The 24,686-nt window shown below is 71.3% G+C and carries 29 protein-coding genes and 1 pseudogene; 14 read left to right on the plus strand and 16 right to left on the minus strand.

The annotated features are described in order from the left end of the window. Nucleotides 1–47: 47 nt before the first annotated feature. On the minus strand, nucleotides 48–644 hold the full coding sequence (locus ELY19_RS11720; protein ID WP_227966771.1) for a TetR/AcrR family transcriptional regulator: 597 nt from the start codon (nucleotides 642–644) through the stop codon (nucleotides 48–50). Between the two features lie 55 nt (nucleotides 645–699). On the opposite strand from ELY19_RS11720, the gene ELY19_RS11725 reads away from it, so the two are divergent. Then, entirely contained in the window at nucleotides 700–1,386 is a 687-nt protein-coding gene (locus ELY19_RS11725; protein ID WP_126196356.1) for a DUF899 family protein, read from the plus strand. Nucleotides 1,387–1,612: 226 nt separating this feature from the next. Here ELY19_RS11725 and ELY19_RS11730 read toward each other — a convergent pair whose 3' ends face one another. Both ELY19_RS11730 and ELY19_RS11735 read right to left on the minus strand, forming a co-directional pair. Next, nucleotides 1,613–2,257 carry a heme-binding beta-barrel domain-containing protein gene (locus tag ELY19_RS11730; RefSeq protein WP_126196357.1) on the minus strand — a complete coding sequence of 215 codons (645 nt, stop codon included), beginning with the start codon at nucleotides 2,255–2,257 and terminating at the stop codon, nucleotides 1,613–1,615. Between the two features lie 115 nt (nucleotides 2,258–2,372). Next, nucleotides 2,373–3,392: a LacI family DNA-binding transcriptional regulator gene (locus ELY19_RS11735; protein WP_126196358.1), complete on the minus strand. Its 1,020-nt coding sequence runs from the start codon at nucleotides 3,390–3,392 to the stop codon at nucleotides 2,373–2,375. A 133-nt stretch (nucleotides 3,393–3,525) separates the two neighbouring features. On the opposite strand from ELY19_RS11735, the gene ELY19_RS11740 reads away from it, so the two are divergent. The 5 genes from ELY19_RS11740 to ELY19_RS11760 are packed head-to-tail and all read left to right on the plus strand — an operon-like array spanning nucleotide 3,526 to nucleotide 7,699. Continuing rightward, nucleotides 3,526–4,530: a substrate-binding domain-containing protein gene (locus tag ELY19_RS11740; protein ID WP_126196359.1), complete on the plus strand. Its 1,005-nt coding sequence runs from the start codon at nucleotides 3,526–3,528 to the stop codon at nucleotides 4,528–4,530. After that, nucleotides 4,497–5,486: an ABC transporter permease gene (locus ELY19_RS11745; protein ID WP_126196360.1), complete on the plus strand. Its 990-nt coding sequence runs from the start codon at nucleotides 4,497–4,499 to the stop codon at nucleotides 5,484–5,486. The genes ELY19_RS11740 and ELY19_RS11745 overlap by 34 nt, the downstream gene beginning before the upstream one ends. Continuing rightward, nucleotides 5,483–6,277 (plus strand): ATP-binding cassette domain-containing protein, encoded by a 795-nt coding sequence (locus tag ELY19_RS11750; protein WP_126196361.1) that lies wholly within the window; start codon nucleotides 5,483–5,485, stop codon nucleotides 6,275–6,277. Before ELY19_RS11745 ends, ELY19_RS11750 begins: the two co-directional genes overlap by 4 nt. Then, on the plus strand, nucleotides 6,267–7,094 hold the full coding sequence (locus ELY19_RS11755; protein ID WP_164711586.1) for a PfkB family carbohydrate kinase: 828 nt from the start codon (nucleotides 6,267–6,269) through the stop codon (nucleotides 7,092–7,094). The genes ELY19_RS11750 and ELY19_RS11755 overlap by 11 nt, the downstream gene beginning before the upstream one ends. Continuing rightward, the gene (locus tag ELY19_RS11760) at nucleotides 7,076–7,699 is read left to right on the plus strand and encodes a nucleoside/nucleotide kinase family protein (protein WP_126196363.1); all 624 of its coding nucleotides are present in this window, start codon (nucleotides 7,076–7,078) and stop codon (nucleotides 7,697–7,699) included. Before ELY19_RS11755 ends, ELY19_RS11760 begins: the two co-directional genes overlap by 19 nt. A 24-nt stretch (nucleotides 7,700–7,723) precedes the next feature. Here ELY19_RS11760 and ELY19_RS11765 read toward each other — a convergent pair whose 3' ends face one another. Next, a complete protein-coding gene (locus ELY19_RS11765) occupies nucleotides 7,724–9,325 on the minus strand; it encodes an MFS transporter (protein WP_227966773.1) in 1,602 nt (533 codons plus the stop codon). A gap of 144 nt (nucleotides 9,326–9,469) precedes the next feature. Between ELY19_RS11765 and ELY19_RS11770 the strand changes: the two genes are divergently transcribed. Further along, nucleotides 9,470–10,111, plus strand: a complete 642-nt coding sequence (locus tag ELY19_RS11770; RefSeq protein WP_126196364.1) for a TetR/AcrR family transcriptional regulator — start codon at nucleotides 9,470–9,472, stop codon at nucleotides 10,109–10,111. A 12-nt stretch (nucleotides 10,112–10,123) separates the two neighbouring features. Here ELY19_RS11770 and ELY19_RS11775 read toward each other — a convergent pair whose 3' ends face one another. The 11 genes and pseudogenes from ELY19_RS11775 to ELY19_RS11815 form a co-directional block, all read right to left on the minus strand. Beyond that, nucleotides 10,124–10,777, minus strand: coding sequence for an alpha-ketoglutarate-dependent dioxygenase AlkB family protein (locus ELY19_RS11775; protein WP_197716050.1), 654 nt, complete (start codon nucleotides 10,775–10,777; stop codon nucleotides 10,124–10,126). Nucleotides 10,778–10,939: 162 nt separating this feature from the next. After that, nucleotides 10,940–11,101: pseudogene (locus tag ELY19_RS23625) on the minus strand (hypothetical protein); the annotation flags it as partial. Next, nucleotides 11,098–11,805 carry a 2OG-Fe(II) oxygenase gene (locus ELY19_RS11780; RefSeq protein ID WP_126196366.1) on the minus strand — a complete coding sequence of 236 codons (708 nt, stop codon included), beginning with the start codon at nucleotides 11,803–11,805 and terminating at the stop codon, nucleotides 11,098–11,100. The gene ELY19_RS11780 and the pseudogene ELY19_RS23625, both read right to left, overlap by 4 nt. Then, nucleotides 11,802–12,401: a methylated-DNA--[protein]-cysteine S-methyltransferase gene (locus tag ELY19_RS11785; protein ID WP_126196367.1), complete on the minus strand. Its 600-nt coding sequence runs from the start codon at nucleotides 12,399–12,401 to the stop codon at nucleotides 11,802–11,804. The genes ELY19_RS11780 and ELY19_RS11785 overlap by 4 nt, the downstream gene beginning before the upstream one ends. After that, on the minus strand, nucleotides 12,398–12,868 hold the full coding sequence (locus ELY19_RS11790; protein ID WP_126196368.1) for an RNA polymerase sigma factor: 471 nt from the start codon (nucleotides 12,866–12,868) through the stop codon (nucleotides 12,398–12,400). The genes ELY19_RS11785 and ELY19_RS11790 overlap by 4 nt, the downstream gene beginning before the upstream one ends. Next, nucleotides 12,865–13,398 carry a methylated-DNA--[protein]-cysteine S-methyltransferase gene (locus ELY19_RS11795; RefSeq protein WP_126196369.1) on the minus strand — a complete coding sequence of 178 codons (534 nt, stop codon included), beginning with the start codon at nucleotides 13,396–13,398 and terminating at the stop codon, nucleotides 12,865–12,867. Before ELY19_RS11795 ends, ELY19_RS11790 begins: the two co-directional genes overlap by 4 nt. Nucleotides 13,399–13,481: 83 nt before the next feature. Continuing rightward, nucleotides 13,482–14,525: an alpha/beta fold hydrolase gene (locus ELY19_RS11800; RefSeq protein WP_126196370.1), complete on the minus strand. Its 1,044-nt coding sequence runs from the start codon at nucleotides 14,523–14,525 to the stop codon at nucleotides 13,482–13,484. Nucleotides 14,526–14,689: 164 nt separating this feature from the next. Continuing rightward, nucleotides 14,690–14,995: a DUF1416 domain-containing protein gene (locus ELY19_RS11805; protein ID WP_126196371.1), complete on the minus strand. Its 306-nt coding sequence runs from the start codon at nucleotides 14,993–14,995 to the stop codon at nucleotides 14,690–14,692. A gap of 6 nt (nucleotides 14,996–15,001) precedes the next feature. Then, nucleotides 15,002–15,835 (minus strand): sulfurtransferase, encoded by an 834-nt coding sequence (locus ELY19_RS11810; protein ID WP_126196372.1) that lies wholly within the window; start codon nucleotides 15,833–15,835, stop codon nucleotides 15,002–15,004. A gap of 132 nt (nucleotides 15,836–15,967) precedes the next feature. Next, nucleotides 15,968–16,051 carry a putative leader peptide gene (locus ELY19_RS24125; RefSeq protein WP_369123335.1) on the minus strand — a complete coding sequence of 28 codons (84 nt, stop codon included), beginning with the start codon at nucleotides 16,049–16,051 and terminating at the stop codon, nucleotides 15,968–15,970. A 72-nt stretch (nucleotides 16,052–16,123) separates the two neighbouring features. Next, entirely contained in the window at nucleotides 16,124–16,939 is an 816-nt protein-coding gene (locus ELY19_RS11815; RefSeq protein ID WP_126196373.1) for an LmeA family phospholipid-binding protein, read from the minus strand. 109 nt (nucleotides 16,940–17,048) lie between these two features. Between ELY19_RS11815 and ELY19_RS11820 the strand changes: the two genes are divergently transcribed. From ELY19_RS11820 to ELY19_RS11850, 7 genes are all read left to right on the plus strand, one after another. Beyond that, nucleotides 17,049–17,783 (plus strand): winged helix-turn-helix domain-containing protein, encoded by a 735-nt coding sequence (locus tag ELY19_RS11820; protein WP_126196374.1) that lies wholly within the window; start codon nucleotides 17,049–17,051, stop codon nucleotides 17,781–17,783. Then, nucleotides 17,783–18,688, plus strand: a complete 906-nt coding sequence (gene mshD, locus ELY19_RS11825; RefSeq protein ID WP_126196375.1) for a mycothiol synthase — start codon at nucleotides 17,783–17,785, stop codon at nucleotides 18,686–18,688. Before ELY19_RS11820 ends, mshD begins: the two co-directional genes overlap by 1 nt. Before the next feature lie 168 nt (nucleotides 18,689–18,856). Beyond that, complete coding sequence (gene pstS / locus ELY19_RS11830) at nucleotides 18,857–19,942, plus strand: phosphate ABC transporter substrate-binding protein PstS (protein ID WP_126198812.1); 1,086 nt, start codon at nucleotides 18,857–18,859, stop codon at nucleotides 19,940–19,942. A 219-nt stretch (nucleotides 19,943–20,161) separates the two neighbouring features. Then, nucleotides 20,162–21,070 (plus strand): phosphate ABC transporter permease subunit PstC, encoded by a 909-nt coding sequence (pstC, locus tag ELY19_RS11835; RefSeq protein WP_227967317.1) that lies wholly within the window; start codon nucleotides 20,162–20,164, stop codon nucleotides 21,068–21,070. After that, the gene (pstA, locus tag ELY19_RS11840; RefSeq protein ID WP_126196377.1) at nucleotides 21,067–21,981 is read left to right on the plus strand and encodes a phosphate ABC transporter permease PstA; all 915 of its coding nucleotides are present in this window, start codon (nucleotides 21,067–21,069) and stop codon (nucleotides 21,979–21,981) included. The genes pstC and pstA overlap by 4 nt, the downstream gene beginning before the upstream one ends. A 14-nt stretch (nucleotides 21,982–21,995) precedes the next feature. Further along, nucleotides 21,996–22,772: a phosphate ABC transporter ATP-binding protein PstB gene (gene pstB / locus ELY19_RS11845; protein WP_126196378.1), complete on the plus strand. Its 777-nt coding sequence runs from the start codon at nucleotides 21,996–21,998 to the stop codon at nucleotides 22,770–22,772. A 49-nt stretch (nucleotides 22,773–22,821) separates the two neighbouring features. Then, nucleotides 22,822–23,958 carry an FHA domain-containing protein gene (locus ELY19_RS11850; RefSeq protein WP_126196379.1) on the plus strand — a complete coding sequence of 379 codons (1,137 nt, stop codon included), beginning with the start codon at nucleotides 22,822–22,824 and terminating at the stop codon, nucleotides 23,956–23,958. 63 nt (nucleotides 23,959–24,021) lie between these two features. Here ELY19_RS11850 and phoU read toward each other — a convergent pair whose 3' ends face one another. Next, nucleotides 24,022–24,684: a phosphate signaling complex protein PhoU gene (gene phoU, locus ELY19_RS11855; protein WP_126196380.1), complete on the minus strand. Its 663-nt coding sequence runs from the start codon at nucleotides 24,682–24,684 to the stop codon at nucleotides 24,022–24,024. Between the last annotated feature and the right edge of the window lie 2 nt (nucleotides 24,685–24,686).

Here is a 24,686-nt window from a genome sequence, read left to right on the forward strand (position 1 = left end):
GTGCACGGTGAACCGTCCGCGCCTTCACGGCTCGACATCGTGAGCGCTCAGGCGATGACGCCCCGGATCGCGGCGTCGACGGCGGCTTCGGCGAGCGGCCACTGCTGATCGCCGGGGAGGTGGTGCAGCGGGCCGCGCAGCGCCATCTCCGCGAAGCCGTGGACCATCGACCAGCAGGACCAGGTGGCGGACCGTCGGGCCTCGGGCCGCAGCAGGCCAGCGTGCACCATGAGGTCGAGGGCCTCCGAGAGGGCGACGTAGGGCGGAATGTCGTTGAGCGACTCCGGGTCCGGCACCTCGTCGCCGAAGAAGCAGACCGAGAACCAGCCGGGCTCGGCCAGGGCGAAGGCGATGTAGCCGAGCCCGACGGCCCGCAGCCGCTCGGCCGGTCCCTGCTCGGGGCTCACGGGCATCGCGTCCGCCATGCGCTGCTCGATGGCGGCGCTCACCGCCCGCAGGAGCGCGAGCCGGTCCGGGAAGTGGCGGTACGCGGCGTTCGGGCTCACGCCGACACGGCGGGTGACCTCGCGGATGGTCAGCGCCGCCGGCCCGCCGGCGCGGGTGACCTCGAGTCCGGCGTCGACCAGCGCTTGTGCCAGGTCCCCGTGGTGGTACGCCATGCCCTTGTGTCCCCCGTCCTTCAAGTGTACGGTGTGAACATAGCAGATGTGGACGCTGTGAACATCAAGAGGAGTCGCCATGACCGCCATCCCGCCCGTCGTCGACCGTGAGACCTGGCAGAAGGAGGTGGAGGCCCTGCGGATCCGCGAGAAGGCCGCCACGCGCGAGCTGGACGCCATCGCCGCGCAGCGTCGCGCCCTCCCCGCCGTCGAGTTGCCCGAGTACCGGCTCACCGCCGAGGACGGCAGCACCGTCACCCTCGCCGAGGTCTTCGACGGCAGGAGCCAGCTCATCACCTATCACCACATGTGGACGGACGGGAACGAGTGGCAGTGCCCCGGCTGCACGGGCGTCACGGCGCACTACGCGCGCACGGAGTTCCTCGGCAACTGGGACGCGCGGATGGTCGTCATCACCAACGGGCCGATGGACGAGATCCTGGCCTACAAGAAGCGCGTCGGGAACACGATGACGTGGTACTCGTGCGCCGGCTCGGATTTCGGGACCGACGTGGGGGCGCCTCCCGGCGGGGGCTTCGCGTACAACACCTTCGTCCGCGACGGCGACAAGGTCTACCACCAGTGGCAGACGTTCAGCCGCGGCGCGGAGCAGGTCTCCTACACCTTCGGCCTGCTCGACGTGCTGCCGTACGGCCGTCAGGAGGAGTGGCAGGAGGTGCCCGACGGCTGGCCCCAGGGTCCGACCTACTCGCGCTGGGCGTCCTCGAAGCAGTTCGCCGACTGGTACGGCGAGAACGCCTCCTGACCTGCGCGTTCGCCCTCCGAATAATTCCGTTGCCCGCGCGTGCGGGCGGGCGTAGCGTCGAAGGCGTCAACGGAAAGGAGGTGATCCGAGAAATGGTGAATTTCAGGATCAAGGAGGTGGCTGACCGCTAGGCGGCCACCCACCTGGAATACGGCGGGCCCCGGGAGAGCGTGATGTTCACGCCCCCGGGGCCTGTTGCGTTGATGTGCTCCCGCGGCGGCCGGGTCTAGCCCGCGTAGCGGTTGAGCTTGGCGCTCAGCCGGGGGATGAGCTCGCCGTCGGCGTCCACGCGCTCCTCGACGTAGGCCAGGGCGCCGCCCTGCTCGACGAGGCCGTAGAGCCGCTTCGCGGCGCCGGCGAGCGGCGAGGTCTTGGAGCGGATCACCACGTCGGCCTCGAGCTCCCATGCGGTCTGCGAGACCGGCTTGCCGTAGTACAGCTCGACGATGCCGCTGGCGTGGGTGACGACGAACTCGATCTCGTCGTCCTCGCCGATGCGCCAGAACCCGGCCTCGCGGAGGTCGGGTTCGGAGAACTCGCCCTTGTCGTCGAGCTTCCACGACCGCGACTCCCAGGACAGGAAGTTCTGGCCGTCGTGGCTCACGATGACCTGCTGGCCGAAGTGGTAGTCGCCCGACTCGTCGTGGCCCTCGCCCTCGCCGCGCCAGACGCCGACGAGCGGGAGCAGGCCGAGCAGCCCGGCGTGCAGGTCCGGGCCCTGCCGCAGGTTCGCCGTGTCATCGGCGAGCGGTAGCCCGGGAAGATTCGAGATGTTGCGCGACGAGGTCGTCTCGGCGCGCTCGATCGCCGCGTCCAGTGCCTCCTGGCCGGAACCGGAGGTGGGGGCGTCGGGGGTGGCCTCGTCGCTCACGGCGGGCTTACTGCCCGTCGGTGAGGACGCGGTACATCACGAAGATCGCGAACGCGAAGATCGCGACCGACGCCACCGCCATGAGGATCTCGAAGAAGATGACCATGGCTCGATACTAACCCCCGGCTCGCGGGCGCTCGCAACCGCACGAGTCCCGGTGGTGGAAGGCTGTGGGCAATCTCTCGACCCGCCGCGCACCGTCGAATCCCGCGATGCGTTCGACGAGCAGATCGACGCTCCGCCGGCCGATGGCCTCGACGTTCTGGGCGGCCGCGGTGAGTCCCGGGGAGAACAGGTCAGACCATTCGAAGTCGTCGTAGGCGACGAGGGCGACGTCCTCGGGGACTCGCAGGTCGAGGTCCCGCAGGGCGCGCATCGCGCCGACCGTCATCTCGTTGTTGAGGACCACCAGCCCCGTGGGGCGCGGCGCCCGGGCGCGGAACATCGCGAGGGTCTGGACGTGGGCCTCGTCGGCGCGCGAGTCCCCGCAGCGCACGTGGCGCGGCGCGGCGCGCAGGCCCGCGGCGGCCATCGCGCGCGTGAAACCCTCGATCCGCTCCTCGGTGGACTGGATGCCGGGCCGGCCGGTGAGGACGCCGATGCGCCGGTGCCCGAGGTCCGCGAGGTGCGTGGTCAGCCGGACGACGGGTTCTGCGCCCTCGGAGGCCACCTGATCGACGTCGGCGGGGGAGAGCCGGTCGATGAGCACCAGCGGTGTCCCCGCGGCCTGCACGGTCGGGATGGTCCGCCGCTCGGAGCCGGGCGACGGCGCCATGATCAGCCCGTCGACCCGGCGGTCGAGGAGCGACCCGACGAGCCGGTGCTCGATCTCGGTGTCGTCGTGGGAGTCGCCCATCATCAGCGTGTAGCCGAGCTCGCTGGCCCGCGACTCGATCGCGCGCATGAGCGGACCGAAGTAGGGATTGCGCCCGGCGGCGATGCTCAGGGCGAGCACGCCGGACCGCGACGTCGCGAGCGCGGCTGCGAGCGCGTTCCGCCGGTAACCGGTGGACGCGATCGCCGCGAGCACGGCGTCGCGCGTGCGCGGGTCGACGTGCCGCGTCTCGTTGATGACGTGGGAGACGGTGCTGATCGACACGCCGGCGGCGGCGGCGACGTCGGCCATGTTCCCCATCCGCCCAGTCTGCCCGCCGGCGAATCGGGTGCGCAAGCGTTTGCGCAAACCCTTGCGCGCCCTTCAACAGCAGGTATAGCGTCGCAACCATTCGCTACCCATGTGATCCACAACACAGTCGAACGGAGTCCTCATGTCGAATCGGAAGAGCCTGCGGGTCGCGGCGGTGTGCTGCGCCCTCACGGTCGGCCTCACGTCGGTGGCCGCGTGCAACCGCGACGGCGGCTCGTCGGGCGACGTGAAGGTCGGCCTGATCACCAAGACCGACACCAACCCGTTCTTCGTCAAGATCCGCGAGGCCGCCGAGAAGCAGGCGGACGCGAAGGGTGCGAGCCTGGTCGCGCTCGCCGGCAAGTTCGACGGGGACAACGAGGGCCAGGTCGCCGCGATCGAGAACCTGGTCAGCCAGGGCGTCAAGGGCATCCTCATCACGCCGAACTCGTCCACCGGCATCCTGGCCGCCATCAAGAAGGCCCGGGACGCGGGCGTCGTCGTCATCGCCCTCGACACCGCGACCGATCCCGAGAGCGCCGTCGACGCCACCTTCGCCACCGACAACACGGAGGCCGGACGCCTGCAGGGAGCGTGGGTCAAGGGGGCGCTGGCGGGCCGGCCCGCCAAGCTCCTCATGCTCGACGGGACCGCGGGCAGCACCGTGTCCGAATTCCGGCACCGGGGCTTCCTGCAGGGCATCGGGCTCGCCGAGAACGCCCCCGAGGTGGTGGGCAAGGAGAACACCAACGGCGACCAGACCAAGGCGCAGACCGCGATGGAGAACCTGCTCCAGCGCGTACCGGACGCCAACGCGCTCTACACGATCAACGAGCCCGCCGCCGCCGGCGGCTACGAGGCGGCGAAGAAGGCGGGCAAGGCCGCGCAGCTGACCATCGGCTCGATCGACGGCAGCTGCACCGGCGTGGACAACGTGAAGAAGGGGATCATCGGGGCCACCGTCCTGCAGTTCCCCGCCAAGATGGCGGAACAGGGCGTCGACGCCGTCGTCGCCTTCGCCAAGGACGGCACGAAGCCCACCGGCTTCCACAACACCGGCTCGCAGCTGGTCACGGACAAGCCGGTCGCCGGACTCGAGTCCAAGGACACCGCGTGGGGCGCGCAGAACTGCTGGGGCCGGGCGTGAGCCTGAGCCGCCCCACCCTGGCGGGCGTCCTGCGGGAGCCCCTCGCCGGACCGCTCGCCGCGCTGGTGGTCGCCTGCGTCGTCTTCTTCATCCTCACGCCGCAGTTCGCGACGGGGTACAACATCTCGCTGATCCTGCAGCAGTCCATGGTGATCGGGATCCTGGCCGTCGCGCAGTCGCTGATCATCCTCACAGCGGGCATCGACCTGTCGATCGGCGCCACGTGCGTGCTCGGCACCGTCGTCCTGGCGAAGGTGGCGGGTACGGACCCGGTCCTCGCGATGGTGGCCGCACTCGGCGTCTGCCTGCTCATCGGGGCCGTCAACGGTGCGTTGGTGACGCTCCTCAAACTCCCGCCGTTCATCGTCACGCTCGGCATGTTCACCATCGTCGCGGCCGCGACGCAGCTGTACGCGGGGTCCCAGACCTATCGGGTCGCGGACGGACCGCTCACCTTCTTGGGCAAGGGCTTCGACGTCGCGGGGTTCCCGCTCACACTGGGCCTGCTCGTGCTCCTCGCGGTGTACGCGGCGGCCTGGTACGTGCTCAACCGCACGGCCACGGGCCGGCACGTCTACGCCGTGGGCGGCAACCCGGTCTCGGCGTCGCTGGCCGGCATCAAGACCGCGAAAACCGTCTTCGGCGTCTACCTGGCGTCCGGGGTGATCGCCGCGATCGCCGCGTGGGCCGCGCTGGGCCGCATCCCCACGGCGGATCCCAACGCTTTCCAGACGGCGAACCTCGACACCATCACCGCCGTCGTCATCGGCGGCATCAGCCTGTTCGGCGGGCGCGGCTCCGTGCTGGGCACGCTGGTCGGCGCGCTCATCGTGGGCGTGCTGCGCAACGGCCTCACCCTGGTGGGGATCGACAACCTGTACCAGAACATCGCGACGGGCGTCCTCGTCATCGCCGCCGTCGCGCTGGACCAGATCTCGCGCAGGAGGCTCCAGTGACCACCGCCGAGCGCACGCCGGTGCTGCAGGCCCGCGGCCTGGTGAAGAACTACGGACAGGTCCGCGCGATCGCCGGGGCGGACTTCGAGCTGCGGGCGGGCGAGGTGCTCGCGGTCATCGGCGACAACGGCGCCGGCAAGTCCAGCCTCATCAAGGCCCTCTCGGGGGCGCTCGTCCCGAGCGAGGGCGAGATCCTGCTCGACGGTGCGCCCGTGCACTTCCGCAGCACCCTGGACGCCCGCAACGCGGGCATCGAGACGGTCTACCAGGACCTCGCCGTGATTCCCGCCCTGGACATCGCGGCCAACGTCTACCTGGGGCGCGAGATCCGCAAGCCCGGCGTCCTCGGCTCGGTGTTCCGGCAACTCGACCGCCGGGCCATGCGCGACGCCGCCGCCGAACACCTCGCCGACCTGAAGATCGGCATCACCTCCCCGACCCAGGCCGTGGAGACCCTGTCGGGCGGCCAGCGACAGGGCGTCGCGGTGGTGCGGGCGGCCGCCTTCGGCAAGAAGGTGATCATCATGGACGAGCCGACCGCCGCCCTCGGCGTCCGCGAGTCCGGCCAGGTCATCGACCTCATCCGGCAGATCCGCGATCGCGGCACCCCCGTGATCCTCATCAGCCACGACATGCCGCACGTCTTCGAGGTCGCGGACCGCATCCACGTGCATCGACTCGGCCGCCGCGCCGCCGTCGTGGATCCGAAGCAGCGCAGCATGTCCGAGGTCGTCGCGCTGATGACGGGTGCGCTCGCGCCGACCGATGAGGAGGCGGCCGGTGGGCCGTAGCGGGCCCCGGGGCCTGTTCGTGGGGCTCGCCACCGTCGACGTCATCTCGCGCGTCGCCGAGGTGCCGCCCCGCAACGGCAAGGCGACCGCGCTCCGGCAGGACGTCGCCGGCGGCGGCCCGGCGCTCAACGCCGCGGCGACCTTCGCCGCGCTGGGCGGGCGCGCCGTGCTCGCCGCGCCGGTCGGCGACTCGGCGCTCGGCCGCCTCGTCCGCGATGACCTCGCCGCCTGCGGCGTCGATCTCATCGATCTCGCGCCACCGGGTTTCGCGCCGCCCGTCTCGGCCGTCACCGTCCATGCACCGAGCGGCGATCGGCAGGTGGTCTCCTTCGACGGTTCCGGCTATCCCGTCGTGGTCCCGCCGATTCGCGCCGACGGGCACGACGTGGTGCTGCTCGACGGGCACGGACCGGCTGCGGCTCAGTCCGCGATCGGCAGCGCCGTCGCCGCGGCCGTGCCCACGGTCCTCGACGCCGGGCGGTGGCGCCCCGTCTTCGCCGACCTGCTGCCGCTCGCCGGGCACGCCGTCTGCTCCGCCGACTTCGACCTTCCCGGCGGCGTCGCGGCGCCGCCGGTCGTCGCCGTGACCGACGGGGCCGGGCCGATCCGGTACCGCGACCACGGCGTCCACGGCACCGTCGACGTCCCCGCGGTGGAGGTGGTCGATACGCTCGGTGCGGGCGACGTGCTGCACGGCGCGTACGCCCTCGCGATCGCGCGGGGCGACGCGGTCGACGACGCACTGCGATTCGCGGCGGGACACGCCTCCGCGAAGTGCCGGTACCCGGGGGTGAGGGCGTGGCTGGAGACGCTGTGACGGCGGAGCTGCTGACTCGCGCACGGGAACTGATCGCGCGGCCGGGCCGTGCGCTCCTCGGGATCGCCGGGGCGCCCGCCTCCGGGAAGTCCACGACGGCCGAGGGCCTCGTGGCCGCGCTCGGGGCCGACGCGGTGCTGGTCCCCATGGACGGCTTCCACCTCGACGACGCCGTCCTGCGCCGGCACGGGAGCTGGGAGCGCAAGGGCGCGATCGACACCTTCGACGACGCCGGTTTCGCCGAACTGCTGCACCGCCTGCGGGCGGCCGACGGCACCGTCTACGCCCCGCGGTTCGACCGCGCGCTCGAGGCGTCCCTCGCCGGCGCGATCGAGGTCCCTCCCGGCGTCCCGCTCGTGGTCACCGAGGGCAACTACCTCCTGGCGGACAGCGGCGCCTGGCCCCACGCGCGGGCGGCCCTCGACGAGGTGTGGTTCCTACGGATCGATCCCGCACTCCGCCGGGACCGACTCGTCGCGCGGCACATGCGGTTCGGCCGTAGCCCGGAGGAGGCCCGCGCGCGGGCCGACGGCACCGACGAGACCAACGCCCGCCTCATCGAGGCGACCGCCCCCCGCGCGGACCGCATCGTCGACGGGACGTAGCCGCGCGGGCGTCCTCGCCCCGGATCACGTGAGCGCGTCCTGCGCCGGCGCGGCGACCGACACCGCGCCGGCCGGGCCTGCGGCGATCGGGCCTGCGGGCACCGGGGCTGCGGATTTGCGCGGCGCGAACAGGACCGAGGTGACCGCCGCGACGGCCACGATGACCGCGACCACGATCATCGAGCTCGACAGGCCGTCCATGAAGGCGGCCCGCACGGCGTCCGCGAGCCGGGTCCCGGCGGCACCGAGCCGGTCGGCCACGGCCAGGCCGCCCGCGGCCGACTCGCGCGCAGCCTCGGCGGCCTCCGGCGGAAGGCCGTCGAGATCGGGCAGGTTCGCCGTGTACGTCGAGCTGTACACCGCGCCCATGAGGGCGATGCCGATCGCCGATCCGACCTCGCGGGTGGTGTCGTTCATGGCGGAGGCCACGCCCTGCTTCTCGATCGGCAGGGAACCGACGATGGCGGTGGTGCCGGTCGAGCTGGCCAGTCCGATGCCCACCCCCGCGATCATCAATCCGCACAGGAAGGGGAGGTACCCGGAGTCGGTGTCCATGCGGGAGACGGTGACGAATCCCGCAGCGAGGAGCGCGAGCGCCAGGCCCATGGTCGTGTTCATACCGATGCGGTCGACGATCATCGGCGTGGCGAGGGAGACGGGAACGACCACCACCGCCACGGGGATCAGTGCCACCGCGCTGACCAACGGGCTGTAGCCGAGGATGAGCTGCAGGTACTGCAGGCCGACGAACAGGAATCCGAACAGTGCCATGAACTGCACGACCACGACCACGCCTCCCGCCCGGAACCCGGAGATGCGGAACAGGCGCGGGTCGAGGAGGGGGTGCTCGGTGCGCAGCCCCGCGATCGCGTAGCCGGCGAAGGCGACGACGCAGACGGCCAGCGACGCGAGGACGATCGGTTCGGTCCAGCTCGTCTCGTTGCCCTCGATGATCGCGAAGACGAGCGTCCCGATGCCGACCGTGGTGAAGAGGGCACCGAGGAGGTCGGGGCGGTGCGCCTCCTCCTCGCGGGTGTTCCGGGCCAGGAGGAGTGCGGCGATCCCGGCGGCGACGGCGGTCGCCGCGCTGACGTGGAAGGTCGAGCGCCACGACCACACCTCCAGCATGGCGCCGGCGCCGACCAGGCCGAGAATGGCTCCCGCGGAGGCGAAGCCCGACCAGACGGCGACGCCGCGGGCCCGCTGCTCCGCGGGGAAGGTCGCGGTGATGGTCGACAGGGTGCCGGGCATGATCATCGCCGCTCCCAGGCCCATCACGATCCGCCAGCCGATCAGCTGATCGGCGGAGTCCGCCAGGCCCGCGAACAGCGAGCCGATCGCGAAGACGACCGTGCCGACGACCAGGACGTTGCGGCGGCCGACCCGGTCGCCGAGGGCGCCGAGGGGGAGCACGAGCGCGGCGAGCGCCACCGTGTACGCGTCGGCGATCCACGTCAGCTGCGCGTTGCTCGCGCCCAGGGTGATCGCGAGCTCGGGCATCGCCAGGTTGATCGCGGACACCGATGCGACGACGAGAACGAGTGCCAGGCACATGGAGAACAGGACGCCGGTGGTCCCGGCGCGGTCGCCGGGACGTGCGCCGTCGGCGGGTGAATGGGTGGTCACGGGGGCTTCCTCCGAACGATTGACGTGACGATCAGTTCATAACTGAAGAAATCATCACATGCTTCGAGCGGTGTGTGCAAGACTTGTGGCGCATGAGACATCAGAAATGACGCAATCGTCATGAGTGAGTGTCGAGGAGGGACGATGAGTGACACGGGTGCGGCGCCGCCCAGCCGTCTCGAGCAGCGAAAGGTGAGGACGCGCGCGGCGCTGGTCGCGGCGGGGCAGCAACTGCTCGCCGAGGGCCGCACGGACGTCGCGGTGTCCGTCATCACCGACCTCGCGGACGTGGGGCTGGGGTCGTTCTACAACCACTTCGCCACCAAGGACGAGCTGTTCGCCGCGGCGACCGCGACGGCCGCGCAGGAGATCGTGGCCGGCCTCGACGAGCTCACCGCGGAGGTCACCGATCCGGTCGAACGGTTCGCAGCGTGCCTGCGTCTGGTCGGGCGGATGCATCGCCGGCTCCCGCAGCTCAGCGGCATCCTGCTGCGTTCGGGTGCGCCGATGCTCAGCGTCCGCGGGGAGCTGATGCAGTTCCCCCGTCGAGACCTCCTCGACGGCATCGAGCGGGGGCGCTTCGCGGTGGCCGATCCGGATCTGGCGCTCGCCGCGACGGCGGGCGCGATGCTCATGCTGGGGCAGCTCCTCGCCGACGAACCCGACCGGGACGACGCCACCGCCGCCGACGCCATGACCCGCACCCTCCTGGGCGCGTTCGGTGTCGACGCCGGCGAGGCCGAGCGGATCTGCGCCCTGCCGCTCCCGGGGGACGGCGGGGCGTGACGGCGGCGGGCGTCAGTCGGTCAGGCCGGTCTCGCGGAGCGTGAGGTTGATCCGGCCCGCGTCGAGGCCGCAGCCCGGCGGCGCGGTTCCGGCGTGCACCGCGGTGACGCCGTGGAAGGCGAGCCGGGACGGGCCGCCGAAGACCACGAGGTCTCCCGATTCGAGCGTGACGTCGGTGTACGGGCGGTTCCGGTTCTCCGTGTTGCCGAGCCGGAAGGTGCAGGTGTCGCCGATCGACAGGGAGACCACCGGCGCGCGGGACACCTCGTCCTTGTCCTGGTGCATCCCCATCCGCGCCGCCGCGTCGTAGAAGTTCACGAGCGCGGTATCGGGTGTGTACCGCGCAACCTCGCCGGCGTCGTGCCCGGTGTCGGCGAGGGCGCGCCGCCCGGCCCGCACCAGCCAGTCCGGGAACGGCAGCACCCGCGCGCCGTTCACATCGGTGGCGACGCGGGTGTACCGGTACGGCTGCCAGTGCCAGCCCAGGCACACCGTCCGCACCGACATCGGGTGACCGCGCACCGTCGCGGCACGGATCGGCACCGGACCCGCCGTCCACTCGCGGAATCGCCGGACGATCCATTCCTGCTGCCGCAGGTCGAGCCAGCCGCGGACGAGATGCGCACCGGGAGCGAGCGTCACGGGGCGCCGGTCGGGCGGGAACAGCGTCGGACCTCCATCCGCCTCGGGCGGTCGTGCGACCACGGTCCACCTCCTCTCGTCGTGCCCGTCGGGCGGTCGGGCTCCAGCCTTCCAGGCGGCGTACCGATCGGGGCAGCACACCGCACAGGGGCGGAAACCCGCCGCGACGGCCGTCCGCTCGTCGGCGAAGAAGACGCGCTGCGCCGCGTACCCGCCCCTGGCGATCGCGCGGAGCGCGGACGGGCAGTCGAGGCGGCCGTAGATCCGTGACCGACGGTGCCCGCCCCACGCGCCGCGCACCGCGGAGGCGTAGGTGCGCCCCGATGCGTCCAGCAGCCGGTAGCTCATGCCGCGTCGTGGAAGACGAGGGCCAGCGTGTGGCGCGAGCCGGAGCGCACCGTCGAGACGCCGTGCCGCACCGGCGCCGCGGACCAGCCCCGGGTCGAGCGGACCGGGCGGTCGCGGGTGGTGAAGACGAAGCCGTGCCCGCGCGGCAGCGTGAACGACGTGCCGCGGGACTGCGCGCGCGGCCGCTGCTCGACGAGCAGGAACTCGCCGCCGGTGTGGTCGACCCCCGGATCGTTCAGTGCGATCACCACCTGCAGTGGGAAGACCAGGTCGCCGTACAGATCCCGGTGCAGCGCGTTCCAGTCGCCGGCGCCGTACTTGAGCAGGATCGCCGTCGACTTCCGCTGGCCGGCCGCGTGGCACAGCGCGAGCCACTCGTCGAGGTCGTCGGGCCACGGCGCCTCCCGCCCCAGCCGCTCCCACCAGGCTCGTGCGATGGGCAGCAGGCGGGGGTAGAGCGCGTGCTTGAGCTCCTCGATCGGCTCCGGGTAGGGCCTCGCGAAGTAGCGGTACTCGCCGGCGCCGAACCGGTACCGATCCATGTCGATCGTGCTGCGGAAGAGCTCGTCCCGCGGGTACAGCTCCCGCAGTTCTCTCGTGCGCTCGTCCGACAGCAGGCGGGGGAGCAGCGCCCCGCCGACGGCGTCCAGCTCGGCCGCGATCGCGTCCCAGTCGGCGTGATCCAGATCCCGGGTGGTGCTCATGCCGACTCCAGTTCCAGCAGGACGGCTTTCGCCTCCACGCCGCCGACGTACTGCCCGATGCCGCCGTCGGACTTCACCACGCGGTGGCACGGGACCACGACCGGCAGCGGGTTCGTGGCGCACGCGGTGCCGACGGCGCGGACCGCCGCCGGGCTCCCGACGAGCTCGGCCACCTGCTTGTAGCTCAGCGTGGTGCCGTAGCCGATATCGGGCAGCCGGCTCTGCACCAATTGCCGGAAGCCGTGCGACAGAGCGTGATCCAGCGGAAGATCGAAAGCGGTGCGCGTGCCGGCGAAGTACTCGTCGAGCTCGCGGGCCGCCGCATCGAGCCGCCGCGGCGCGCGCAGCACCCGGGGACTGACCTTCTGTGCCAGCGCCTCCAGCACCGCATCGTGATCCTCGCGGGCGTAGGCCACTCGGAGCAGGCCGCGCTCGGTCGCCGCGAGGAGCAGGCCGCCGACAGGCGAATCGACGGTGGTGTAGGCGATGTCGAGCAGTCCATCGGCCTCGGCGCTCGCCGTGAGCCGGTCGCGGAGCCGGGCGAGGGCGTCGGTATCGGCGGGGGCGGAGAGTGTTTCGGTGATCTTCTCGCTCATGAGAGTTCCTCCCTCGTGCGCGTGGCACGGAGTTTCTTGAGGCCGTCGGCGGCCGCGCGGCGCGCCGCTTCGACGGTGCCGCCGAGGATCTCGGCGATCTCGGCGTAGGGCAGGTCCGCCGCGTAGCGGTAGGCGACGGCCTGCCGTTGCTTGTCCGGGAGGGCCGCGACGGCGACCCAGAGGTCACCGTCGGGCAGGGCGGCGGCGACGGGGCGCTCCGGAACGGCCTCGACGGGGACGGCCCGGCGCTGCGCCGCCCGCACCTGGTCGATCGCCTTGCGGTGCGCGATGGTGACGAGCCAGGCCTCGACGTTCGCGGACTCCGGCAGGTCCGGATAGGCGCACAACGCGGAGAGGAAGGTCTCCGACCACGCGTCCTCGGCGTCGTGCGGGCCGAGGATCGCGCGGCAGACGCGCAGCACCGTGCCGGCATGCGCGTCGACGAGGCGCTCGAACGGTGGCTTCACGCGGCCCCCGCGTGGTGCGCGCCCATACCGGGCAGCCACGGCTCGCCGTCGGCGGCGGCCTCGAGGTCGAGCAGGAACCGCTTGCGGCGCAGGCCGCCCGCGTAGCCGGTGAGCGTGCCGGTCGAGCCCACCACGCGGTGGCAGGGGACGAGGACGCACAGCGGATTCGCGCCGACGGCCCGCCCGACGCCCCACGCCGACGTGACGAAGCCGAGCCGCTCCGCCAGGGCGCCGTACGTCGTGGTCGTGCCGTACGGGATCTCGCGCAGCGCGGTCCAGACGGCCTCCTGGACGTCGTCGCCGGCGGTGGCGAGCGGCAGCTCGAAGTCTCGGCGTTCGCCGGCGAGGTAGGCACGGACCTGCCGCGCCGCCTCGTCGAGCAGGACGTCCGAGGCCACCCGCTCCCCGAACGACGACTCCGCCGGCCGGCGGACGTGGTGGCGGAAGTAGACGCCGGTCACGGCGCCGCCCGCGGCGACGAGCGTCAGCTCGCCGAGGGCGGTCTCCGCCACGATGTGCCTGGTGCTCATGATCTCTCCTCGTCTCGATCCTGCCCTGTAGACGCCGCGGGCGGGCGGAACGTGAGACGCGGATCGTGAGAGGATTCGAACGGCTACCCGGTGCGCCCGGGCCGGGCGAGGAGCTCCCGCAGCCCGGCGTCGATGAACGCGGTGTCGACGGGGTTGGCGCCGCCGCCCGCGAAGTGGCCCCACACACCGGGGATCACCCGCACCTCGCCGTGCTCGATGAACTGCGAGGCCCAGGCCTCGTCCTCCGGCGGGAAGTACAGGTCCTTCTCCGCGGGCATCGCGAGCAGCGGGCACCGGATGGAGCGGAGCGCGGCCCGGTGGTCACCGTCGAACCCGGGAGTGTTGCCGACGTTCCCCGCGTGCCACGTGCCGATCATCGCGATGAGGTTGTTGGGATCGCGGCCGTCGCGGAAGAACTGCTCCCAGAAGCCGTAGAGGAAGTCGTCGAGCGAGGTGAAGCCCAGCTCGCGCCACGTCTCGTGCCAGTAGAAGGCCTGCGAGAAGCCCCATCCCGAGTAGATCCGCGCGAACGCGCGCAGGCCCTTGATCGGCGGGCGCGCGGGGTCGTAGTCGCCGTCGGCCCACGCGGCGTCGGCCCGCAGCGCCTCGCGCAGCGACTCGAGGAACACCTGGTTGTGCGGCGCGGTGCGGCTGGAGCCGCAGAACGGGGCGGCCCGCTGCACCATCTCGGGGTGGCTCACCGCCCACTGGTAGGTCTGGCCCGCGCCCATCGACCAGCCGGTGACCAGCGCGATCGTCGAGATGCCCCACTTCTCGGTGAGAAGCCGGTGCTGGGCCTCGACCTGGTCGTAGAAGGTGACCAGCGGGAAGCGGGCGTGGTCGTAGGGCGATGCGGCGTTGGACGGGGACGTCGACAGGCCGTTGCCCAGCATGTTGGGGATGACGATGAAGTACTCGTCCGGGTTCAGGGCCTTGTCCGTGCCGACGAGCCACTCGTTGTCGGTGTGCCAGCCGGAGTACCAGGTGGGGTAGACGATCACGTTCGACTTGTCGGCGTTCAGGGTGCCGAAGGTCTTGTACGCGAGGCGGGCGCCGCGCAGGGTGTGGCCGGACTGCAGGGTGAGGTCGCCGAGCTCGAAGTACTCGGCGTCGGTGGGAGCGGGCACGGGGGACTCCTCGGGTAGCGGATTCGCGATGTAATACCGATTCGGTACTGATGTCGACGCTACTCGGGAACGGACGCAACGACCCCGGAAACGAATTGAACGCTGTTCCGGAGATTCCCACCTGGGGTTTTACTCTCCAGAACAGCGTTCAATCGGGAAGGGGGCTACTTCGAGACGGTGATGTCCTGGTTGTAGACGCCGTTCGACTCGGGCGAGACCTGGATGTCGCCGTTGCCCACGGAGGACAGCGCGCGCAGCGTCCAGGTGCCCGGCGCCGCGAAGAAGCGGTAGTCGCCGGTGCCCGAGGCCACGACCTCGGCGGTGAACTCGCCGGTGCCGTCGAGCAGGCGCACGAACGCGCCCGCGACGGGGTTACCGGCACCGTCGAGGACCTGACCGGTCAGCACGGTCTCCTTCTCGACGTCGACTCCTGCGGGCAGGACCTGGCCCTGCTTCGGTGCTCCACACATATTCTCTTACGCTCCCAGCTCGACGGGCACGCCGACCAGCGAACCGTACTCGGTCCAGCTGCCGTCGTAGTTCTTGACATTCTTGTGGCCCAGCAGCTCCTGCAGCACGAACCAGGTGTGCGACGAGCGCTCACCGATGCGGCAGTAGGCGATGGTCTCCTTCTCGCCGTCGAGGCCCGCCTCCGCGTACAGCGCGGCGAGGTCCTCGTCGGACTTGAAGGTGCCGTCCTCGTTGGCGGCCTTGCTCCACGGCACGTTGATCGCGCCGGGGATGTGGCCCGGACGCTGGCTCTGCTCCTGCGGGAGGTGCGCCGGCGCCAGGATCTTGCCCGAGAACTCGTCGGGCGAACGGACATCCACGAGGTTCTTGACGTTGATGGCCTCGACGACCTCGTCGCGGAAGGCGCGGATCGAGTTGTCGGCGGGCTTCGCGACGTAGGTGGTCGCGGGGCGCGAGACGGCATCGGTCGACAGCGGGCGCGCGTCGAGCTCCCACTTCTTACGGCCACCGTCGAGCAGCTTGACGTCCTGGTGGCCGTACAGCTTGAAGTACCAGTAGGCGTAGGCGGCGAACCAGTTGTTGTTGCCGCCGTAGAGCACGACGGTGTCGTCGTTGCCGATGCCGCGCTCGGACAGCAGCTTGCCGAACTGCTCGGCGTCGACGAAGTCGCGACGGACCTGGTCCTGGAGGTCCTTCTTCCAGTCCAGCTTCACGGCGCCGGCGATGTGGCCGTCGTCGTAGGCGCTGGTGTCCTCGTCGACCTCGACGAAGACGACACCCGGGGTGTCGAGGTTCTGCTCAGCCCAGTCTGCGGAGACCAGGACGTCGGAGCGAGCCATGAGGATCCCTTTCGTTGATTCCTATGGACGTGAAGTGAGAGCGAAATCGCTACTTCGAAGGGTGCGCGGATGCGCTGGGAGGGCATGGGGATGCACCGATGACGAGGGCACCCGGCCCGGAGAGAGGCGGGACTAGCCCAGACAGCAACAACCGGCCATACGGCACAGATCGACCGCCAGTCGGCGGGTGAGCAGCAGCTCACAGCGGTTGCGCATGAGACCGAGAATACCCAACCCGCGCCCGTGCGTCACGGGAGGGTCGCGGGCCGGTTCGACGCGCGCCGAGCGTCAGGGGAGCGGTCGGTAGAAGGCCCCGGGTGTGACGGTGACCCCGTCGGCCTCCCCGAGCAGCACGACGTCGGCGTTCTCCGCCCGCGCGCCGGTCGGCGCGATACCGAAGGGCAGCGCCATCCGCGGCAGTACCCGCGTGAACGCGGCGAGGACCGCCCGGTCCTCGCCCGGGAGCAGATCGGCCTTCGCGTGGTCCTCGGGGCCCGAGTAGATGCCGGTGGCGCGCACGGAGATCGCGTCGCCCTCGGCCGCGAAGTCCGCCGCGACCGAGACCAGTACCGTGCGCCTCGGATCGGCGGGGGTCGGCAGCGGCACGGTGCCGGTGAGCACGATGCCCGTCGAGGCCTTCACGTAGCCGTCCGCGGGGCTGCCCGCGCCGGGCCGCTTCGGGGCGGGCGTGTGCACCTGCAGGTCGACGATGTCCATGTACCGGCCGACCGTCTTCTGGTCCAGCCGCACCCGCGACTCGATGTGGCCCGCCGCGATCGGGGTGTCCGGGGCGAACGTCGGCAACAGGCCGCCGGGGATCTCGACGTCGGCCATCTCCGCCTCGAGCCGGGCGTTGCGGTCGCGCACCGTCGCGGGCACCGCGATCGTCAGCTTCGGATGCTCGCCGCCCGAGGTCAGGTAGGGGAAGCCGCCGATCGTCACCTCGGGATCGTCGGACAGGCCCGCGCCCGCCCGCAGCTCGCGCGACAGGCGGTACTCCGCCGTTGCCGCGGAGCCGAGTTCGGCCAGCAGCGCGACCGTGAGAAGGGCCGCCAGGCCGATCAGAACCCGCCTGATCCACGCCCGTCCCTGCCCCTGCGCCACGCTCGCACCCTCTCGTCCACTCCGACGCCGTCACGCGCGGCGTTCTGACCACCGCTATTCTGACATTCGACCTTTTCATCGAGACCGCCGCGCACTGTGGGGAGGGCATGTGGATCTGATCCTGCTCACATCCGACCGGGAGCCGGACACGGTGCTGCCGTCGCTGTCGCTGCTGCCGCACACGGTGCGGACGCTGCCCGCGGACGTCTCCTCCCTGCTGGATGTCGGCCCGGCGGAGGTCGCGCTCGTGGACGCGCGCTCGGACCTGGTGACCGCGCGCGGGCTGTGCCGGCTGCTCGGCAGCACGGGCGGGGGCCGGATGGCCGTGGTCGCGGTGCTCACCGAGGGCGGCCTGGTCGCCGCCAACGCGGACTGGGGGCTGGACGACTTCCTCCTGCCGACGATCGGGCCCGCCGAGATCGACGCCCGACTCCGGCTCGTCGTGGCGCGCCGCGACGCCGGCGGCGAGGACGAGGTCGCGGACAAGGTGACGCTCGGCGAGCTCGTCATCGACGAGGGCACCTACACCGCGCGCCTGCGCGGCAAGCCGCTCGACCTCACCTACAAGGAGTTCGAGCTGCTCAAGTTCCTCGCGCAGAACGTGGGCCGCGTCTTCACCCGCGCCCAGCTGCTGCAGGAGGTGTGGGGTTACGACTTCTTCGGCGGCACCCGCACCGTCGACGTGCACGTCCGGCGCCTGCGCGCCAAGCTGGGCGCCGAGCACGAGGGCATGATCGGCACGGTCCGTAACGTGGGCTACAAGGCGGTGCGGCCCGTGCGCGGCAAGGGGGAGCGCCCCGTCGAGGACATGGAACCGACCGACGAGGATCTCGAGGAGGCCTGATGGTCGACGTGGTGCGCGGCCCGGTCGCCGACCCGGAGGCCGTGCTGGCCCTCGCCGCCGCAGCCGCGGAGGCCGACGGCATCGGCCCCCTCTCCGAGCAGTTCCGCCTCGGCGTCACGGGCGACGGCCCGCACGTCATCGCGCCGGGCGCCGACGGCGCGCCCGCCGGCTACGCGGGCATCGTCGTCCCGCCCGCGGGCGGCCCCGGCGCGGCCGAGGCGGTCGTGGCACCGTCGTCGCGCCGACGGGGCCTGGGGCGTGCGCTCGTCTCCGCGGCACTGGACCTCGCTGGGGACGGCGGCACCGTCTGGGCGCACGGGGACCTGCCCGCCGCCCGCGCCCTCGCCGCGGACCTCGGCCTCACGGCCGTGCGCACCCTGCTCAACCTGCGTCGCCCGCTCGCCGGCCCGGATCCGGCCCCGCCGGCGCCGGAGGGCGTCACCGTGCGCACGTACGCCGGGCCGGCCGACGACGACGCGCTCCTCGCGGTGAACAACGCCGCCTTCTCCTGGCACCCCGAACAGGGCGGCTGGAGCCACGCGCAGGTCGACGAGCGGACCTCCGCCGACTGGTTCGACCCGGCGGGGCTGTTCCTGGCCGTGGACGAATCCGGCACCGGGAGCGGACCGGAGGTCGCCGACGGCCGGCTGGTGGGCTTCCACTGGACCAAGGTCGCGGACCCCGCCGCCGGTCTCGGCGAGGTGTACATCGTGGCGGTCGACCCCGCCGGCCAGGGGCGCGGGCTGGGGCGGCTGCTGACGGCCGTCGGGATCGAGTACCTCGCCGGACGGGGCCTCGCGGAGGTGGAGCTGTACGTCGAGGGCGACAACACCGCGGCGCTGCGCACCTATACCGGCCTAGGTTTTGAGGAACGCGAAAGACACGTCGCGTACGCGCTACGGTAATCCACTCGACCGGGCGAGTTTCCCGTCCGTTCACCCGGGACACCCGATTCGGACACCCGGCCTCCCTATGTTGCTGGATGACACCCGCACTGCCGGGGTGATCAGTCCTGACTCGAACCCGGAGGAATCTCGGTGAACTTCAAGCGTGGATCCGTATCGGCCCTTGCCATGGTGGCCGCCCTGTCCCTGACCCTCAGCGCGTGCGGCGGCGAGGAGTCGAGCGAGGCCGCCGGCAGCTCAGCCGGTGGCGGCTCCGGCGTGCAGTGCGACGGCAAGCTGCAGCTCAAGGGCAGCGGCTCGACGGCGCAGGCGAACGCCATGACCGTCTTCAAGAACACCTTCGCGCAGGACTGCACCGGCGCCAACGTCGACTACAGCGGCAACGGCTCCGGCCAGGGCATCACCGAGTTCACCTCCGGCCTGACCAACTTCGGCGGCTCCGACTCGCCGCTCAACGCCGACCAGGCCAAGAAGGCCGAGGAGAAGTGCGGTGCGCCGGCCCTGAACCTCCCCCTCGTCTTCGGCCCCATCGCCGTGGCCTACAAGCTGCCCGGCGACGTGTCGGTGAACCTGTCGGCGCCGACCCTGGCGAAGATCTTCAGCGGCGCGATCACCAAGTGGAACGCCCCCGAGATCGCCGACGAGAACAAGGGCGCCACGCTGCCCGACCTCCCGATCACCGTGGTCTTCCGCTCCGACGAGTCGGGCACCACCGAGAACTTCCAGAAGTACCTCGCGTCCGCCGCGCCGGCCGAGTGGTCCGCCGACAAGAAGGGCAAGGCCTTCAAGGGCGGCACCGGCCAGGGCGCGAGCGGCAACGCCGCCGTCGCCGCGACCGTGAACAAGGCCGAGGGCACCATCACCTACGCCGAGTGGAGCTTCGCCAAGGCGCAGAAGCTGCAGGTCGCGAACATCATCACCTCGGCCGGCCCCGAGGCCGTGAAGCTGTCGAACGAGTCGGTCGGCAAGACCATCGAGGCCGCCAAGTTCAAGACCCCCGGCAGCAAGGACCTCGTCATCGACACCGAGGGCTTCTACAAGCCGTCGACGGCCGGCGCCTACCCGATCGTGCTCGCGACCTACGAGATCGTGTGCTCCAAGTACGCGGACGCCGAGGTCGGCAAGGGCCTGAAGACCTTCCTCAAGGTCGCCGCCAGCAAGCAGGCGCAGGACCAGCTCGAGGGCCAGGGCTACGCCCCGATCCCCGAGTCCTTCCGCACCACGCTCACCGAGTCGATCGACTCGATCCAGTAAGAGACACAGCTGAAGCACCGGGCGTCGTGCGAGCGGCCAGGCACAATGGCACTCGCACGACGTCCGGCTCAGCCGGAAGGACGACTTCGCGTGGCGGAACAACGGGGAAACATGGCGACTGAGGATTCGACGGACCGCGACGCGGACGGCGCGGCGAGTGCCGTGGCGGCCACCGCCGCGGGTACCACGCGCACCACCTTCGCCGGCGGTCACGACCGCATGGAGAAGATCTTCAAGTGGGCGGCGTACGCCTCGGGCCTGCTGCTCGTGGTCGTGATCGGGCTGATCTTCCTGCAGCTCGTGGTGCAGGCGGTCCCGGCGCTCACCAAGAACAACGTCAACTTCCTCACCAGCTCCGAGTGGCAGACGAACCCGTCCAACATGCGGTTCGGCATCCTCGAGCTGCTCAAGATCACGGTCCTCTCCTCGGTGATGGCGCTGATCCTCGCCGTGCCGGTGGCCGTCGGCATCGCGACGTTCCTCGTGCAGTACGTCCCGCCGCGGCTCTCCCGGCCGCTGAGCGCCGTGATCGACCTGCTGGCCGCGGTCCCGTCGATCATCTACGGCCTGTGGGGCATCTTCGTGCTCGCACCGTTCCTGGTGCCGCTGCAGCAGTGGCTCAACGAGAACCTCGGCTGGTTCTTCCTGTTCAAGACCGGCAACGTCGAGCTGTCCCTCGGCTCGACGGTGTTCACCGCCGGCATCGTGCTCGCGATCATGATCCTGCCGATCATCACGTCGATCACGCGCGAGGCGCTGCGACAGACCCCCGTCGCGCACCAGGAGGCCGCGCTGGCCCTGGGCGCCACCAAGTGGGAGGTCATCCGCCTCACGGTCTTCCCCTACGGCAGGTCGGGCATCGTCGCCGGCTCGATGCTGGCCCTCGGCCGCGCCCTGGGCGAGACCATCGCGGTGCTCATCATCCTGTTCGCCGCCACCAAGACCTCCATCTGGTCGCTGTTCGACAGCGGCTACACCTTCGCTTCGAAGATCGCTTCCGCCGCCGCTGAGTTCGACAACGTCGACCAGCGCGGCGCCTACATCGCCGCCGGCCTCGTGCTGTTCGTGCTCACGTTCATCGTGAACGCGATCGCGCGCTGGATCGGCGGGGGACGGGTGAACGGATGACCGCCACCGAGCTCGACGACGTCGCCAAGAGCGGCACCGTCTTCCACCGCACGTCGGCCGCGCGCCGGATCAAGAACAACGCCGCCGCGATCGTCTTCGGCGCATGCTTCCTGCTGGCGCTGGCGCCCCTGGTCTCCCTGCTGTACATGGTGATCGCGAACGGCGTCCCCGCGATCGTCAGCCCCGAGTGGTGGACCAAGTCGATGGTCCGCGTGGCCCCCGACTCCTACGCGGGCGGCATCCGCCACGCGCTCTACGGCACGCTCGTGCAGGCCGGCGTCGCGACGCTGTTCTCGGTGCCGATCGGCGTCATGGTGGGCATCTACCTCGTCGAGTACGCCGAGGGCACCCGCCTGGGCAAGGTGACCACCTTCATGGTCGACGTGCTCGCCGGCATCCCGTCGATCGTCGCCACGCTCTTCATCTTCGGCGTGTGGATCACGACCTTCGGCATGCCGCAGTCCGCGTTCGCGGTGAGCCTCGCGCTGATCCTGCTCATGGTGCCGGTCGTGGTGCGCTCCACCGAGGAGATGCTCAAGCTGGTGCCGAACGAACTCCGCGAGGCGTCCTACGCGCTCGGCGTCCCGAAGTGGAAGACCATCGTGCGGATCGTGCTGCCGACCGCCGCGTCCGGCATGGTGTCCGGTGTCTTCCTCGCCATCGCCCGCGTGGTCGGCGAGACCGCGCCCGTGCTGCTGCTCGTCGGCATCAGCGACCGGATGAACTACGACCTGTTCAACGGCAACATGTCGTCGCTGCCGCTGTTCATCTACGACCAGTACCGCAACAACCCCGGCGCCGTCGGCGAGTACCGGGCGTGGGGCGCCGCCCTCACCCTGGTGATCCTCGTGGGCATCGCGAGCGGCCTCGCCGCCCTCATGTCCCGGCTGCTCGCCCCCAAGACGAAGTAACAAGGAGAACCGACATGGCGAAGCGCCTGGACATCAAGGACCTGAACATCTACTACGGCGCGTTCCACGCGGTGCAGGACGTCTCCCTGACGGTGCCGCCGAACTCCGTCACCGCGTTCATCGGGCCGTCCGGCTGCGGTAAGTCGACGGTGCTCCGGTCGATCAACCGCATGCACGAGGTGACCCCGGGCGCCCGCGTCGACGGGCACATCACGCTCGACGGTGCCGACATCTACGGTGCCGGCGTGGACCCGGTGGGCGTGCGGAAGACCATCGGCATGGTCTTCCAGCGGCCCAATCCGTTCCCGACCATGTCGATCCGCGACAACGTGGTGGCGGGGCTCAAGCTGCAGGGCATCCGCAGCAAGTCCAAGCTCGACGAGGTGGCCGAGCAGTCGCTGCGCGGCGCGAACCTGTGGGGCGAGGTCAAGGACCGCCTGAACAAGCCGGGCGGCGGCCTCTCCGGCGGTCAGCAGCAGCGCCTGTGCATCGCCCGCGCGATCGCCGTCAGCCCCGACGTGCTGCTCATGGACGAGCCCTGCTCGGCGCTCGATCCGATCTCGACGCTCGCCATCGAGGACCTGATCGGCGAGCTCAAGCAGAAGTACACGATCGTCATCGTCACGCACAACATGCAGCAGGCGGCCCGCGTCTCCGACCAGACCGCCTTCTTCAACCTCGAGGCCACCGGCAAGCCCGGCCGGCTCATCGAGATCAACCCGACGGAGAAGATGTTCTCCAACCCGGACGAGCAGGCCACCGAGGACTACATCTCGGGCCGCTTCGGCTGACGGGTCACACCGTCGCGGTGTCGTCGGATATCGGCCGTATCCTATGGGGATGACATCGCAGCCCCCGACCGGCGACCGGTACAGCACCGTGCTGCCCGGCGACCGCGTGGTCGCGCGGGTCGGCGAGGCGGTCCTGTTCGTGGACGCGCCGGCCGTCGGCGGCCCCGCCGCGGTCGCGGAGCTGCGCGCCGCCCTCGAGGCCGACGGTGACCGCGCCCCGGTCCTGCGCGGCCGCACCGGTCCGGCCTTCGCCGTGGTCGAGTTCGGGGACGGCACGGCGCGCGCCCTGCTCCGGGGCGTCGCGGGCGCCGACGAGGAGCGGTCCATCACCGTCGCGATCTTCGGGTCCGCGACGGCCGCCGCGCCCGAGCACGTCCTGCACGCCGGCGCCGACTTCGCCGAGCGCGTCGCCCCCCTCGCACCGGGCTCGGTCGTCACCGTCACCGTCGGGCCGCCGCCCCCGCCCGCCCCGGTGTGCGGGCCGGCCGCCCTGCGCCTCGACGACGGCGCCGTGCCGGGCGCGGGTGTCGTGCTGTGGTCCGAGGCCTCGCTGCGGCCCGAGGCGGAGGGGGAGATCGCGACCGACGTCTTCCCCGCGGATGCGCCGACCAACGAGGAACCGACCGGCGTGAGCCCCCTGTTCGCCGCCACGGAGTACGACGTGGAGGTCGGCGACGTGAGTGCGGCCGTGGCCGCGGGGCCGCTGGTGGAGGGGCGGCGCTGCGCCTTCGGGCACCTCAACGCGCCGGTCGCCGCCTACTGCACGCGGTGCGGCGCGCTCGTCGACCGCCGGCTGCCGCTGGAGACCGGCCCCCGCCCGCCCCTCGGACTGCTGGTCGCCGACGACGGCACCGCCTTCGTCGTGGAGAACGACATGGTGATCGGCCGCGACCCGGCCGCGTTCGTGGCGCAGCGCGCGGGGCGCCCGCCGGGCGGCGGGCGGCTCGCGCCCGTCGTACTGCCGGACCGTACGGGCGCACTGTCGCGCGCGCACCTGGAGATCCGCATCGACGGCTGGCAGGTGCTCGCCGTCGATGTGGGCTCGGCGAACGGCACGTGGGTGCGGCCCCCGGGCGCGGCGCAGCCGCTCCGCCTGCCGCCGGGGCAGCCCGTGCCGTTGGGCGTGGGCTCCGACATCCACCTCGGCGGCCGGATGCTGCAGCTCCAGGACGGCGTCGGTTCCTGACTCGGCCCGGGCGGTCCGGGACAGCGGAACGGCCGCCCCGGAGGGCGGCCGTTCGGACGTGCGCTACTTGGAGATGTCCGCGGTGGGCTCGGGGCTGCCGGTGGCCTGGAAGATCACGCGGCGGCCGATCTCCACGGCGTGGTCGGCGAAGCGCTCGTAGTAGCGGCCCAGCAGCGTCACGTCGACGGCGGCGGCGACGCCGTGCTTCCACCCGCGGTCCATGAGGACGGTGAACAGGTGGCGGTGCAGGTCGTCCATCGCGTCGTCCTGCTCCTCGATCTCCGCGGCCTGCTTCGGGTCCTGGGTGACCAGGACCTCGCGCGCGGAGTTCGCCAGCTCGACCGCGAGGCGGCCCATCTCGGCGAAGTAGCCGTTGACCTCCTCGGGGAGGGTCTTGTTCGGGAACCGGCGGCGGGTGACCTTCGCGACGTGCAGCGCCAGCGCGCCCATCCGGTCGACGTCGGCGACGATCTGGAAGCCGGAGACCACGACGCGCAGATCGCTGGCGACGGGCGCCTGCAGCGCGAGGAGCGAGAACGCCTCCTCCTCGGCGCGGCGGCTCAGCCGGACGATCTCGTCGTGTTCGGTGATGACCTCCTCGGCGAGTGCGAGGTCGGCCTGGAGCAGCGAGTTGGTCGCCTTCTCCATGGCGATACCCGACTTGTCGCAGATATCACCGAGGATGTCGTTGAAAGCAGCCATCTGCTGGATGTACGCATTACGCATGT

The organism is Tsukamurella paurometabola (genome assembly GCF_900631615.1).
In the GTDB taxonomy this organism is placed as follows: domain Bacteria; phylum Actinomycetota; class Actinomycetes; order Mycobacteriales; family Mycobacteriaceae; genus Tsukamurella; species Tsukamurella paurometabola_A.